At 62.3% G+C, this 14240-nt stretch carries 12 protein-coding genes and 1 tRNA gene; 5 read left to right on the top strand and 8 right to left on the bottom strand.

Annotated elements, in window-relative coordinates; translation table 11 throughout:
* The first annotated feature begins 50 nt into the window (after positions 1-50).
* Positions 51-1289, top strand: coding sequence for an acetyl-CoA C-acetyltransferase (locus tag LDN90_RS06135; RefSeq protein ID WP_223948363.1), 1239 nt, complete (start codon positions 51-53; stop codon positions 1287-1289).
* A 100-nt stretch (positions 1290-1389) separates the two neighbouring features.
* Here the strand turns inward: LDN90_RS06135 and LDN90_RS06130 are convergent, their stop codons facing one another.
* Positions 1390-2313: a Bax inhibitor-1/YccA family protein gene (locus LDN90_RS06130; RefSeq protein ID WP_223948362.1), complete on the bottom strand. Its 924-nt coding sequence runs from the start codon at positions 2311-2313 to the stop codon at positions 1390-1392.
* Positions 2314-2590: 277 nt separating this feature from the next.
* On the opposite strand from LDN90_RS06130, the gene LDN90_RS06125 reads away from it, so the two are divergent.
* The 4 genes from LDN90_RS06125 to LDN90_RS06110 all read left to right on the top strand — a co-directional run bounded on the left by LDN90_RS06125 (position 2591) and on the right by LDN90_RS06110 (position 6803).
* Complete coding sequence (locus LDN90_RS06125; RefSeq protein ID WP_223948361.1) at positions 2591-3988, top strand: branched-chain amino acid ABC transporter permease; 1398 nt, start codon at positions 2591-2593, stop codon at positions 3986-3988.
* Positions 3989-3997: 9 nt separating this feature from the next.
* Positions 3998-4966: a branched-chain amino acid ABC transporter permease gene (locus LDN90_RS06120; protein ID WP_216924904.1), complete on the top strand. Its 969-nt coding sequence runs from the start codon at positions 3998-4000 to the stop codon at positions 4964-4966.
* 119 nt (positions 4967-5085) lie between these two features.
* Positions 5086-6036: an ABC transporter ATP-binding protein gene (locus tag LDN90_RS06115; RefSeq protein ID WP_223949252.1), complete on the top strand. Its 951-nt coding sequence runs from the start codon at positions 5086-5088 to the stop codon at positions 6034-6036.
* On the top strand, positions 6033-6803 hold the full coding sequence (locus LDN90_RS06110; RefSeq protein ID WP_223948360.1) for an ABC transporter ATP-binding protein: 771 nt from the start codon (positions 6033-6035) through the stop codon (positions 6801-6803). The genes LDN90_RS06115 and LDN90_RS06110 overlap by 4 nt, the downstream gene beginning before the upstream one ends.
* A gap of 211 nt (positions 6804-7014) precedes the next feature.
* Here LDN90_RS06110 and LDN90_RS06105 read toward each other — a convergent pair whose 3' ends face one another.
* The 7 genes from LDN90_RS06105 to LDN90_RS06075 form a co-directional block, all read right to left on the bottom strand.
* Positions 7015-8370 (bottom strand): ABC transporter substrate-binding protein, encoded by a 1356-nt coding sequence (locus LDN90_RS06105; RefSeq protein WP_216924902.1) that lies wholly within the window; start codon positions 8368-8370, stop codon positions 7015-7017.
* A 224-nt stretch (positions 8371-8594) separates the two neighbouring features.
* Positions 8595-8668, bottom strand: a tRNA-Leu gene (locus LDN90_RS06100).
* A gap of 21 nt (positions 8669-8689) precedes the next feature.
* Entirely contained in the window at positions 8690-9610 is a 921-nt protein-coding gene (locus LDN90_RS06095) for an N-acetyltransferase (protein WP_223948359.1), read from the bottom strand.
* Positions 9611-9673: 63 nt separating this feature from the next.
* Positions 9674-11131: an FAD-dependent oxidoreductase gene (locus LDN90_RS06090; protein WP_223948358.1), complete on the bottom strand. Its 1458-nt coding sequence runs from the start codon at positions 11129-11131 to the stop codon at positions 9674-9676.
* Between the two features lie 38 nt (positions 11132-11169).
* Positions 11170-12543, bottom strand: coding sequence for a S8 family serine peptidase (locus tag LDN90_RS06085; protein WP_223948357.1), 1374 nt, complete (start codon positions 12541-12543; stop codon positions 11170-11172).
* Positions 12540-13496 (bottom strand): Ppx/GppA phosphatase family protein, encoded by a 957-nt coding sequence (locus LDN90_RS06080; RefSeq protein ID WP_223948356.1) that lies wholly within the window; start codon positions 13494-13496, stop codon positions 12540-12542. Before LDN90_RS06080 ends, LDN90_RS06085 begins: the two co-directional genes overlap by 4 nt.
* On the bottom strand, positions 13493-14176 hold the full coding sequence (locus LDN90_RS06075; protein WP_223949251.1) for a DUF501 domain-containing protein: 684 nt from the start codon (positions 14174-14176) through the stop codon (positions 13493-13495). Before LDN90_RS06075 ends, LDN90_RS06080 begins: the two co-directional genes overlap by 4 nt.
* Between the last annotated feature and the right edge of the window lie 64 nt (positions 14177-14240).

The raw sequence follows: 14240 nt of genomic DNA, 5'->3' as shown, positions 1-14240 counted from the left end.
CTCAGGCTTACGCCCGTCTTCCTTCCAGATGCCGGGCGTAAGCTGGGGCCATGACTGAGGCTGTCATCGTTTCCACTGCCAGAAGTCCAATCGGGCGGGCCTTCAAAGGCTCCCTCAAGGACGAACGCCCCGACGACCTTGCCACCGCCATGGTGCAGGCCGCACTCGCGAAAGTTCCGGGTTTCGATCCTGCCGCCGAAGATGGAGGCGGCCTTGATGACATCCTGCTGGGATGCGCCGAACCCAGTGGCGAAGCGGGCTCCAACATGGCCCGCGTCGTCGCTGTCCTTGCAGGCCTGGACCGCGTTCCGGCGGCGACCATCAACCGGTTCTGCGCTTCCAGCCTCCAGACTCTTCGTATGGCATTCCACGCCATCAAAGCCGGTGAAGCAAACGCGATCATCTCAGCCGGCGTCGAAAGTGTCTCGAGATACCAGAATTGGGCAGGGGCCGGACAGACCGACGCCGGCAACCACAACCCACTCTTCGAATCCGCAGCCCAGCGGTCAGCCGCCCGGGCGGCGTCGAACATTCCCTGGACGGATCCGCGGCTTGGGGGGAGGCTTCCCGACGTCTATATCGCCATGGGCCAGACGGCCGAGAATGTTGCCACCAGCTACGGAATCGGTCGGGCAGAGCAGGACGAGTGGGGCGTGCTGAGCCAGAATCGCGCCGAAGCGGCCATCGCTTCGGGTTTCTACGCCCGCGAAATCACGCCGTACGCGCGCAAGGACGGCACCCTGGTTGAGCGGGATGACTCTCCGAGGGCAGGAGTGACCTTGGAAGCTGTATCTGCCCTGGAGCCCGTTTTCCGGCCCCAAGGTACAGTGACCGCGGGCAATGCGTGCCCACTGAACGATGGCGCCGCCGCCCTCCTGGTCATGAGTGACTCCCGCGCTCGGGAGCTTGGACTACAACCGCTGGCGCGCGTTGTCTCCACCGCCGTTTCCGCCCTTTCCCCCGAACTCATGGGCATGGGGCCAGTTGAGTCAACGCGGCGGGCGTTGGCGCTGGCAGGACTGACGATTGACGATATCGACCTCGTGGAGCTCAACGAAGCCTTTGCGGTCCAAGTGGTTGCCAGCGCCCGTGAACTGGGCATCGACCCACAGAAGCTCAACGTCCACGGCGGCGCGATTGCCCTGGGGCACCCCTTTGGCATGACCGGAGCGCGCATGACGACCACGCTCCTCAATGGCCTGAAGGAACGCGACGGAACCCTTGGCCTGGCCACGCTGTGCGTGGGAGGCGGCCAAGGAATGGCTGTTGTTTTCGAACGCCTGAGTTGAGGCCTGATTGGGGCCGCGCCCACTGCTTAAACCAGGCCTGTCGTTTAAAGAAAAATGCCCCCGAAGTAATTCGGGGGCATTTTCCTGAACTCGGGCGGACTTAGTCGTCGCCGCGCAAAATCGCCAGAAGCCGAATGATTTCGACGTAGAGCCAAACCAGGGTGACGGTCAGGCCGAAGGCAGCGATCCACGAGTAGCGCTCAGGTGCGCCGGCACGGACGCCTTCTTCGATGCTGGTGAAGTCCATGATGAGCGAGAAGGCTGCCAGGCCAATCGCCAGGATGCCAATGAAGACACCCAGTGGGATGCCTGCAATCGTGATACTCGTGCGCAGGCCGAACGGTTCCTGGACCGCACCAGTCCACATCATGACGAGGTTGATCAGAGCAAAGACCGCGTAGCCGATGGTGGCGATCATGAAGAAGCGCACCATCTTGGGCGTTGCGCGGACCTTACCGCTCTTGAAGAGCATCAGCGTGACGCCGAACACGGCCAGAGTACCGATGACCGCCTGGAGACCGACGCCGGGGAACATTCCGTCAAGAATCCGGGTCAGGCCACCGAGGAAGAGTCCCTCAAGGCCCGCATAAGCCAGAATCAGTGCCGGAGAAGGCTGCTTCTTGAAGGTATTGACCAGTGCCAGGACGAAACCGCCCAGTGCACCGACGATCATGAGCATGGTGGACAGGGCCGGAGCTACGAAGAGCGTGATGCCGGCGCCGACGACCAGGGCAACGAGACAGGCGACGGTCTTCATGATGACGTCGTCGTAGGTCATCCGCCCGGTGTCGGCGGGTCCTGCTGCAGGCTGGTTGTACATCTGCTGCAGTTGTTCGTTGGTCATGTTCTGCTGCGAGGCGGACCAAGCGGACTGGGTGTCCAGGACCTGTCCAGGCGCGCGGCCAGGCGCCTGGTTAAACTGCTGGCCGTACGGGTTGGAATACGGATTTTGCGGAACAGGCGGTGCCTGTTTGGCTCCACGGAAATTCTTTCCGTTGAAGATAGGGTTTCCGCCAAGTGCCATTGCGGGTGTCCTCCTGAAAAGGGCTGAGTGATAATTCACGGTACCAATTACCACGCGCCCAGGGGACAGAAAGTTCCCTTGTTCACCCAGACGAAACTCAACCGTGACACGAATGTGGGAGATTGCTTGTTGCCTATAGCTTCACAGTTGTTATCCGATCGCTATCTTCTGACCTCTATGCTGTGCATTTTTTAGCCGCACTGAGCGGTAACATAGGCCACACATGGGTGACTTAGATCACAATCGAGGCAGCAGGCAAGAACTGTTCACAAGCCCCATGACCGTTCGCACCGGCTGCAATGGCGCAGCCGGGACCACCCCCACTGTGGAGGTTTCCATTTTGAGAAGCACACTGCGCGACCCGTCCATGAGACGGTCCAAGGGACTGCAGAGAGCCGTGGGGGCGTTCTTCGCAGCCCTCATTGCCACCCTGTTGATCGCCGCCCCCTCGGCGGAGGCTACCACCCCCTCGCCTTCGCCATCCCCAACGAATTTCCAGAACAATATCAGCGGCTTCCTCCGCGACGATGCCCGCGCCCCCATACCGGGCGTGAAGATCAAGGCCTCGGGCAACGGGTTCGAAGGGGAAGCCACCTCCGGAGCAAACGGCGCCTGGAGCATAGGTGTCCCCGTGCAGGGCACGTACAGAGTTGAGCTTGATACCTCCACCTTGCCGGAGGGCATCAAGCTGGCCGATGGCCAGGAGAATCCGCGCGATGTCACGTTCAACCAGACGTCCAACCTGTCGGTGATCTTCGCTTTCGGCAAGGGCATCGTCGTCCAGCAACAGGACTTCGGCCAAAACCTCCTCAACCGCCTGGTTGCGGGACTAAGCTTCGGTCTGCTGCTGGCACTTGCCGCCGTGGGCTTGTCCCTCATCTTCGGCACCACAGGCCTCACCAACTTCGCCCACGGTGAGATGGTGACCTTGGGCGCTGTCCTGGTCTTCATGTTCAACGGATTTGGCTTGCCGTTCTGGCTGGCCATCCTGCTGTCGCTGATCGGCGGCGGGCTCTTCGGGTATGTCCAGGATGCCGGGCTCTGGCGGCCCCTGCGGCGGCGCGGCTCGGGCCTGGTGCCCATGATGATTGTCAGCATCGGCCTCGCCCTGGCTATCCGCTACGTCATCCAGTTCTTCTTCGGCGGCGCCACCCAACAGCTGCCCGGAGCCCAAAGCGCAGAGGTCCAGATCGGGCCCATCTCCATCTCTCCGAACAACCTCTGGTCCCTGTTGATCAGTGCCGTGGTGATTGCCCTGATCGGCATCGTCCTGCTGAAGACCCGTCTCGGTAAAGCAACCCGCGCGGTGGCAGACAATCCTGCTTTGGCGGCTGCTTCGGGCATCGACGTCGACTCCGTCATCCGGCTGGTATGGATTGTTGGCGGCGTCCTCGCTTCCCTCGGTGGCATTCTGTGGGCCTATTACCGGCCCGGAGTGACCTTCGACATGGGCTCGCAAATCCTGCTGCTCATCTTCGCCGGCGTGACGCTCGGTGGTCTGGGAACCGTCTTCGGTGCCCTGATCGGTTCTATCGTCGTCGGTATCTTCGTGGAGCTGACCACTGTCTTTGGCCTCCCCGCCGACCTCAAGTACGTCGGCGCTTTGTTCATCATGATTGTTGTTCTTCTGTTCCGACCGCAGGGTATCCTCGGCCGGCGTGAGCGTGTGGGTTAGGAGCGGGCCATGGACTTCGGATTTATTCTTTCCAGCGCCCTTGGCGAATTGTTCAGCCCGACGACGGCGGCCTACGCACTTGCTGCTTTGGGCCTCGCCGTCCACTTCGGCTACTCCGGCCTGTTGAACTTCGGCCAGGCCGGATTCATGGCAGTGGGAGCCTACGGTTTCGCCATCTCCACGCTGACCTTCAAGACCCCGTTCTTCATCGGCCTGCTGATCGCGGTCCTGTGTTCGGTGATCTTCGCCTTCATCCTGGGTATTCCGACACTCCGCTTGAGGGCGGACTACCTCGCTATCGTCACGATCGCAGCAGCGGAAATCGTGCGTTACGTCGTCACTACCAACCAGCTCACCAGCGTTACGGGTTCGGCAAACGGCCTGGCCGCGTTCGAGGGTGGTTTCTATTCCATGAACCCCTTCCCCGAGGGGTCATACATGGGCATGAACAACCGTGACTTCTTCATCCGCGTTGTCGGGTGGGGCCTGGTCATCATCTGCTGCCTGCTGGTCTGGCTGCTGATGCGCAGCCCTTGGGGCCGCGTCCTGAAGGGCATCCGTGAAGACGAGAACGCCGTGCGGTCGCTCGGCAAGAATGTGTACTCCTACAAGATGCAGGCCCTCATCATTGGCGGCATCCTGGGTGCACTTGCAGGCATGATCTTCACCCTCCCCCGCGGCGCTGTCCAACCCTCCAACTACGGCACAGAGCTCACGTTCTTCCTCTGGACCTGTCTCCTGCTCGGTGGCATGGCAACCGTCCTGGGCCCAGTGATCGGAGCCATGATCTTCTGGGTAGTGCTCTCGCTGACGCAGAGCCTCCTTTATGGGCTCATCGAATCCGGAGTCATCACCTGGCTGACCACCGTTCAGGCCGGCCAGCTGCGCTACATCCTGGTTGGTGTGGCACTGATGCTCCTGATGATCTTCCGCCCGCAAGGCGTCTTCGGCAATAAGAAGGAGCTTGCTTTCGCATGAGTGAGACCAACGAACCAATCAGCAACAACCCAATCAATCCGGCTGGCCCGTCCAACACAGGCAGCACCGGCAGTTCTGTCTACGGCGCCATCCCGCCCGACGAGGCAGGCATCGACTACATGACCGATTCACGCCCCATTGCGGTCGGGGAAAACACCCCGGGCTGCAAGAAGCGCGATCCGATCGTCGTAGCCGAAAACGTCACCCGTTCCTTCGGTGGCATCAACGCCGTGGACGTGGAATACCTGGAGATCCCCCGACACAAGATCACGGCATTGATCGGGCCAAACGGTGCCGGCAAGACAACCCTGTTCAACCTGCTCACCGGCTTCGACACGCCAAACACGGGCAAGTGGCAGTTCGAAGGAAACAGCATTGCCGGTGTCTCGTCCTACAAAGTGGCGCGCATGGGCATGGTGCGGACATTCCAGCTGACCAAGGTCATGGGCAAGCTGACAGTCATGGAAAACATGCGGCTTGGTGCCGCCGACCAGCCGGGCGAGCGTCTCTCCAAGGCCCTGTTCAAGGGCATCTGGGGTGGCCGCGAGAAGGAGATCACGGCACAGGCACATGTGCTCTTGGAGAAGTTCAAGCTGGACGCCAAGAAGGATGACTACGCCGCTTCCCTCTCCGGTGGCCAGCGCAAGCTCCTGGAGATGGCACGATCCCTCATGGTCAGGCCGAAGCTCGTCATGCTCGACGAGCCCATGGCCGGCGTGAACCCTGCACTGACCCAGTCCCTCCTGGACCACATCAAGAACCTCAAGGCTGAAGGCATGACAGTCCTGTTCGTGGAGCACGACATGAACATGGTGCGCCACATCGCAGACTGGGTGGTCGTCATGGCAGAAGGAAAGATCGTGGCCGAAGGTCCTCCCGGGGAAGTCATGAAGAACCCTGCCGTGATCGATGCTTACCTTGGAGCACACCACGACGTCGACCTCGGCGATGCAGAAGGCATCAAGGAACTCGAGGCAGAACTTGAGGCTGACGAAGAGTCGGTGGTGGGAACAGAAGACGCAGGCATCCTGTCCGAGATCGTAGAAACCAAGAAGGAGGACGGGAAATGAGCAGCACCAGCGCAATGCCCGCCTCAGCGGATGCCCCGGCAAGCGATTCAGTCGTCAAAGTCACCAACCTGGTGGCGGGCTACATTCCTGGCGTCAACATCCTCAATGGTTGCTCCATCGAGGCCCGCAAGGGTGAACTGATCGGAATTATCGGCCCCAATGGCGCCGGTAAGTCCACCCTGCTGAAGGCGATGTTCGGTCTGGTCAAGGTCCATTCCGGCACCGTGGTAGTCAGGGGTCAGGATCTCACCGGCTTGAAGGCCAACAAGCTTGTCACCCAGGGCGTTGGTTTTGTCCCCCAGACCAACAACGTCTTCGCCACCCTCACCATCGAAGAAAACCTCCAGATGGGCATGTTCCAGCGGCCCAAGTCGTTCGCCGAGCGCTTCGACTTCGTTGCCAGCCTCTTCCCTGAACTGGCCAAGCGACGTGCCCAGCGAGCAGGTTCCCTCTCGGGCGGTGAACGCCAGATGGTAGCCATGGGGCGGGCACTCATGATGGACCCCGCGGTGCTCCTGCTCGATGAGCCATCGGCGGGTCTCTCCCCCGTCAAACAGGACGAGACGTTCCTTCGGGTCCACGAGATCAACCGCGCCGGCGTCTCGGTCATCATGGTGGAACAGAACGCCCGCCGTTGCCTGCAGATCTGCGACCGCGGCTATGTTCTGGACCAAGGGAAGGACGCCTACACAGGCACTGGACGCGAACTCATGAAGGACCCCAAGGTTATCCAGCTGTACCTCGGAACCCTGGCCGACGAGGTCTAGAAGCCGCATCACGCACGCTCGGAGGGCCTTGGGTATAACCCAAGGCCCTCCGTCGTTTTCCGGCAACCCGTTGCCAGGCCCACTCCGCGCCCCAAACCCAGCCCCAGACACGCACACCAGGCCCCACAACACACCCACGTAAAACAAGACCAGGTCCCCTTCCTGGAGAGGAAGGGGACCTGTTCTGTTTGCGGTCTAGTCAGGATTTGGCTTAGAGCTTGCCGAACTCTTCACGGACCGGCTTGTAGGTGTTGTTGTCCTGGTATTCGTAGATACCGATGTAAGCCTCGGTGGGGTCACCGGCGTCGGAGAACGTTACCGGACCCGACTGGCCGTCGTAGTCGATATCCTTGCCCTGGCGAAGCAGGGTCACGCAGGAGGCGAAGTCGGTGCACTTCTCGCCGCCTTCAGAGACGTCCTTCAGCTTGGCTGCAATGTCTGTGCCCTTGGTGCTCTTGGCCGCTTCGGAGGCCAGCGAGATCAGGTTTACGGCGTCGTAGGACTCGCCTGCGTAGCTGTAATCCTTCAGGGCCGGATCGATGGCGAGGAGCTTCTGCTTGAAGGCGTCCTTGGCGAACGTACCGGGGATGGTTCCCTGTGCGCCCTTCAAGGTGCCGGCCTGGAAGTCCTTGCTGTAGTCCGAGGTGTTGCCATCAACCATGAACAGCTGCGTGGGCTTGATTCCCTTGCCGGTGATCAGTGGGACGATGCTCTTTGCCTGGTCGAAGGTGATCAGTGCGATGGCGTCGGGCTTGGCGGCAATGACCTTGTCCACCTGGCTGCTGAACTGCGAGTCACCTTCGTTGAAGAGCTCCTCGGCAACAACCTTGCCGCCAGCGGCCTCGAAGGCCTCCTTGACGTTCTTCTGCAGGCCGGTGCCGTAGGCGTCGTTGAGGACGATCATGCCAACAGTCTGGGCGCCACAGGTAGCCATGTAGTTGCCCAGGACCTTGCCCTGCAGGACGTCAGAGGGGGCGGTACGCCAGTACAGGCCCTTGTCGTCCCAGGTGGTGAAGTCAGGGGACGTGTTCGCAGGTGAGAACTGGATGACTCCAGCGCCGGTGATCTGGTTGATGACCGTCTTGGAAACACCGGACGAGGCTGCACCAATAATTGCGCTTACGCCCTGGCCCAGCAGGGCGGTGGTGGACTGGGTTGCGATGTCGGTCTTGGTATCACCGGAGTCACGGTGCACCACCGAAACCGGAGCACCCAGGACGCCACCAGCATCGTTGACTTCCTTGATACCGAGGTTGACGCCAGCAATTTCGGGTGGGCCGAGGAACGCGAGCGACCCCGTCGTCGGCAGCAGCGATCCAAGTTTCAGAGGAGTGGCGGTAGTGGTGGTCGAGGGAGGTACGGGTCCCGTGTTGGTAGCAGCCTGGCTGTTGCCGGCTCCCGCCCCTGCACTCGGAGCCGGGCAGGAGATGCCTGCGGCGGCGGCGGAACTGGACCCGGTCTGGCTCGGCGTGGAGGACCCACCACAAGCTGTGGCCAGGAGGGCAACCCCAATGCCAAGCGCTGTAAGCTTGGCGGCTCGGGGCGCCGCTTGGGAAAGATCAAACATTCGTTGTCTCCTCGATCGAAAGGTGCGAACTGCCTTTGATGCGATAACTCAGGTGTTCCTGATTAAGACTCAAACTAGTGCAATTGATCCGGGAAGATAAGTGATTCAGGTCACATCCCTATAACACTCGTTGCCTGTGGGGAATCTACGAGCCTGCTGGGAAAAGTCCCCGAAGGATAGCCGACAAATGGAAGGGGAGGAATCCTCCTCCCCTTCCATCCTTGTGCCCCAGGTGGGACTCGAACCCACAACACGCGGATTTTAAGTCCGCTGCCTCTGCCAATTGGGCTACTGGGGCGCCCGCACCATGGTATCCCAGCTACACGCGTTCGAATGGCGCCGCGTAGCGAAAGGTTCCCCGGACGCCGTCGGGCCATGCCGGTAATGGCAGCAACTGGAAGTGATCGCCCCAGGCTGTCTCGGGCGGTTCCACACCCAAGGAAGTGGCCGGCACATAGCCGAAGCGCGGGTAGTAAAGGGGGCTGCCCAACAAAGCAATGGCAGGCACCCCTGCCGCCGTGGCGCGCGAGGCGGTCTCGCGCATGAGGGCCGAGCCGATGCCGCGTCGCTGAAACTGGGGAAGCACGCCGATAGGACCCAACCCCACTAGCTCCAGGTCGCCGATCCAGCCGCGGGTGCTGATGGCGTGGCCAACAATGTCCCCGCCAATCTCAACTACGATGCTCAACTCGGGAATGTACTCGTCGCACTCGAAGAGCTCACGCAGCAAGCCAACCTCCAAGGGAGTCCCCTCAACCGGCTGACCGGTCACCGGAGACACTGAAAAGGCACGTGCCGTCAGTTCCAGGATTTCAGGACGGTCTTCTAGCCGCTCCGTCCGCAGTACCAGTCCCCGGGCCAGCAAACGCAGAACGTCCAACGCGCGGTCGGCGTCCGCTACCGGGACCAGCAAGTGGTCATGATGAAAGCCCGCCAGGACGTTGCAACTGATGCCTGCGTGCGTCAGTGCCGCACTCACGGCGGCCGTCAAACCCACCGCTTCCAATGCTGAATGAATCTGGAGCGTGATCCAGGAAGCCACGAAATCGTAGGCGAGGCCAAGCCTGTCCGCCTCGTCCCGCCGCATCACCACAGTCAAACCTTCGGCCTCACGGACGGCGGCCTCGATGTCGCCTTCCAGCGGCTTGCCATGCGGCCAAAGCGCGTACACGTAGTCACCATCCCTGATGACAGGATGCAGGGACTCCAGAAGGGTCTTCAGATCGGTTTCGCCAGGCATGGCAACAGCTTAAACGACGACGGCCACTCCCCTCAGGGGAGCAGCCGTCGTCGGACGTGCGTACTACTTGGCGTCAGCCGATACCGGAGTCTTGTCCTCGGCAGGCTTTTCCGCAACAACAGGCGCGGGAGCAGGTGCAGCAGCCGGCTTGGGGGCCGGGGTTGCAGCCGCAACGAAAGCGCCACGCGGGTTGTCCAGGTCAATCAGCTGCGTGGTGTCGCGGCCTGCGAAGAAGGCCAGGATCCAGCCGAAGATCACGCGGAACTTGCGCTCAACCGTGGGCATGGCCATGCCGTGGTAGCCACGGTGTGCCAGCCAGGCGAGGCCGCCCTTGAGGCCGATGCGGCCCAGCAGGTTGATGTTGGCAACACCCTTCCACTCGCCGAAGCCGGCCACAGCACCAAGGTTCTTGTGCTTGTAGTCGTGCAGCGGCTTGTCCCAGCGCGAAGCCCAGAGGTTCTTGGCGAGCTTCTTTGCCTGGCGGAGCGCGTGCTGGGCGTTGGGGACGCAAGTACCGTCCGGCAGGCCCTTGCCCGTGAGGTCTGGAACAGCGGCGATGTCGCCAGCTGCCCAGGCGTTCTCGACGATGCCTTCGTCGCCAGCAATACGGAGGTCCGGGAGGACGCGGACACGGCCGCGCGGTTCCAGCGGGAAGTCCGTTGAACGGATCATCGGGTTGGCCTGCACACCGGCAGCCCACACGAGGGTGTCAGCTTCAACTTCACCGGCGGACGTCTTGTCCGGGAGGTTGATCAGCTTAAGGTTGCCCTCAGCGCTGTCCAGGGAGGTGTTGAGGAGGACCTCGATATCGCGGCTGCGCAGGTGCTCTACAACCCACTCGGCCTGGGATGCGGTGACCTCGGGCATGATGCGGCCCATGGCCTCAACGAGGATGAAGCGAACTTCTTCCTGGCGGACACGCGGGTTGTTCTTGACCGCGGCGCGGGCGAGGTCTTCCATTTCGGTGAGGCATTCGATGCCGGCAAAACCGCCACCGACAACCACGAAGGTGAGGGCCTTGGCGCGTTCTGCGGGGTCCGTCATGGTGGAGGCGGCTTCGATGCGCTCCAGGACCTTGTTGCGAAGTGCTACCGCTTCCTCAATGGTCTTCAGGCCGATGCCCTTGTCAGCGAGGCCCTTGATCGGGAACGTGCGGGTGATGGCACCAGCTGCGATGACGACGTCGAAGTACGGAATCTCGAAGGGAGCTTCACCATTGGCCGGAGCCACAACCGCGGTGCGGTTGGCGTGGTCGATGCTGGTGACGCGGCCCTGGATGAGCTCGGTCTGCTTGAGGTGCTGACGGTGGGAGACGACGGCGTGGCGTGCCTCGATGTTGCCACCAGCGACCTCGGGGAGGAACGGCTGGTAAGTCATGTAAGGCAGTGGATCTACGACGGTGACGATGCCACCTGCATTCGCGATCTTCTTCTGCAATTTAAGGGCTACGTACAGGCCGACGTAGCCGCCGCCGACGACGAGAACCCGGGGACGGTCAATGAGCTCTGGGGTGGTTGCCATGAAACCAGAGTACAGCACTTTGTGAAAATCTTCACTAGCTACTTCCGGGTGGGCGGATCCACCGCTTCCAACGTTCCCGTTTCTGCCTCTTCCCCAGCAGTGGAAGGGTTCTTGGCGACCCTGCGCAGCTGAATGAAAGCGCCCACAACGATCACTGCAAAAATGCCGCCGAACCCGAGCACGACGGCAGCCGGAAGGGCGTCATCAACATGTGCAGGAGTGGCGGCGACGGGAACGGTCGGATCTGCCAGGGTGGGTGCCGCGCTTGTAGGACTGGCCACAGGAGCCTCGGAGGGGGTGCTGAAGTCGCCTCGCCGGTGGACGCGGATCCAATCCGCGATCGATCCGAGCGGGTTGGTGCTTGTGGTCTCTACCTCATCCTTCAGCGCTGCCTCTGCGTTGAGCACACCGTAGCCGTAAAGGGGGTCCTTGCCAGGGGCGCCGGCGTCCTTGGCCGTGCTCACAATCCTGTTGATGACCTGCTTCGCACTCATGTCAGGCCACTTGGACCGGATGAGCGCGGCCACGCCGGAAACGATGGGCGCGGACCCGGAAGTTCCAGCCCATTGCGCGTATCCGCCGCCGGGAAGGCCGCCAAGGAGGTCTTCTGCCGGTGCTGCAACGCCAATGCTGATCCCTTGGGAGGAGGAGTCGACGCTGGCCCGGCCATCGCCGTCGAGCCCTGCCACGGTGAGCACACCGGGAATGGTGGCAGGAGCTCCAACCTGCACGTTGCCACCAACCCGGTTGCCCGCGGCGGCGACGATCACCACATCCTTTTGCTCGGCATACAGGAAGGCCGCATCCCAACTTTGAGGCCAAACCGGTGAGGTGCTGCCCAGCGAAATATTGATGACCTTCGCGCCATTGTCCACGGCCCAGCGAACGGCGTCTGGAATCTGCTCCTGGTCCGTCTTGCCTCCGGGGTTCGGTGACCCCAGCCAAGTGGATACTGCCAGGATCTCCGCCTCAGGCGCGACGCCGATGATCCCGTCCGGTCCCCCGGCAGGAGGAACGGTGGGCGAGGCTGAGGGCGACGGGGAAGCTGTGGGCGTGGTGTGTCCGCGCCCGGCCAGCATGGTGGCCACAAGGGTTCCGTGCTCTGTCTTGGCGCCTATGCTTTTCTGTCCGTTGGGCGCTCCGGCTCCGGAAACGTCCGTTCCGCCCACCACGACGCCCTTCAGGTCGGGGTGGTTCCCGTCAATTCCGCTATCGATGATAGCGACCTTGACTCCTGCTCCCTTTGAAACCTGCCAGGCATTCGTGATTCCCGATTCCTTGAGCCAGTACTCCTTGTCCCGCCAGGCGTCCGCCATCGCTGCCGGCGCAGTCAACAGCGCACCGGCCAGTGCTCCCCCGGCGAGCATCGTGGCGAGGGCAGCAGAAAGCAGGCGGTGGCGTCGCAGGGTCATGCGGAGTCCCGGATACTCAGGGCAATCCCATCCAGGATGTCGTGCTCGCTGGAAATTGCACCGCTGACGGAACCGTTGCCCACGGCCGCAAGCCTATTCAGGATTCGCCGCCACACCAGGGCTCCAGCTCCAATGACGTCCACGCGGCCTGGATGCATGTAGGGAAGAACGGCCCGTTCGTCGCGGGTCATCTCCAGCAGGCTGGTGCACGCGTCGCTAATGGTTTCAATATCGAGATAGGCGCCGTGGATCCGGTCCGGCTGGTACTCGCTCAGGCCCAGGGCGTGCGCAGTGATGGTGGTGATGGAACCCGCGACGCCAACCACGGCTGTGGCACGGTCAAGCGGAACGGTCTGCGCAGCAAGGTCAAGTGCGGCGTCGACGTCGGCCTCTGCTGCTGCAATCTGGGCCGCCGTAGGTGGGTCGCTGCGAAGGTGCCGCTCGGTCAACCGCACACAGCCGATGTCCACCGACCGCGCAGCAATCACGCCATTGGCGTCGCCGAGCACGAATTCGGTGCTGCCGCCACCCAGGTCAACCACCAGCACCGCGTCGTCCCCTGTGACCGGCAAAACGCTGCTGGCACCTGCGAAGGACAGCGCAGCTTCCTCATCACCTGAGATAACTTCAGGCTCCACACCCAGAAGCTCCCGGATTCCATCAACGAAAACCTGGCGGTTCCGGGCGTCGCGGGTGGCCGAGGTAGCGGCAAAGCGCACGCGCGCGGCACCGTGTTCACGGATAAGTGCTGCATAGTCCGCGGTGGCGGAGAAGGTGCGTTCCAGGGCCTCCGGAGCAAGTTCTCCGGTAGCGTCTACGCCCTGTCCCAGCCGGACCACGCGCATTTCACGCACGACGTCGGTCAGCGGCCCGGGCGCCCCGTTCGCCGAAGCGTCGGCAATGAGCAGTCGGATGGAGTTGGTTCCGCAGTCAATGGCGGCGACGCGGCTCATGCGTCCTCCACCAATTCGCTGCCGGACCCGGCTTTGGGTTTACGGACCGGCGCCGGGCGCCCTACGATGTCAGGCAATCCTTGAGGACCGTGACGGCTAAGATCCCTCGAGGGAGCCTCGCCTGCAGTGTCCCAGGCGCCATCGCAGTAGCAACGGTCCTTGGTCCACCACTCTGCGATAGCGTCCAAAGCTTCGTCACCCAAGGGGTTGACCCCGGGACCGGCCGCCAAGGAGTGGCCAACCAGGACATGCAAGCACTTGACGCGGGTGGGCATGCCACCGGCGGAGATCCCATCGATTTCCGGCACGGCCCCCGTCCCGGAACGTCCAGCGATGTCATTGCGTGCCTGCAGGTAGGCCTCGTGGGCGCCAAGATACGCGTCCGCAAGCTCCTGATCTGTGGTAAGCCGATCATTCATCTCGTTCATCATTCCGCCCGCTTCCAGCCGCGACACTGCGGAGGTGATGACCGGGTGGGTCAGGTAGAACGTGGTGGGAAATGGAGTCCCGTTGCTGAGCCGGGGTGCCGTGGCCGCCACGAGCGGGTTCCCACATACACAGCGCGCGGGAATCTCCACCACGTCCCGCACCGGCCTGCCCAGCTGGCGGCTGAGGACATCGAGGTCGTGTGCTGATGGCTGGCGGGATTCCTGCGGCACGGCTGCCGTGTTCTCTTCCACTTGCGCTGCCAACCTTCCTGCCCTTTTGGCCATGTCCTGGAAGGACACGACGGCGGCGGGCACC

This window comes from Arthrobacter sp. NtRootA1, from assembly GCF_019976975.1.
In the GTDB taxonomy this organism is placed as follows: domain Bacteria; phylum Actinomycetota; class Actinomycetes; order Actinomycetales; family Micrococcaceae; genus Arthrobacter; species Arthrobacter aromaticivorans.
This window is presented reverse-complemented; position numbering and strand designations above follow the sequence as displayed.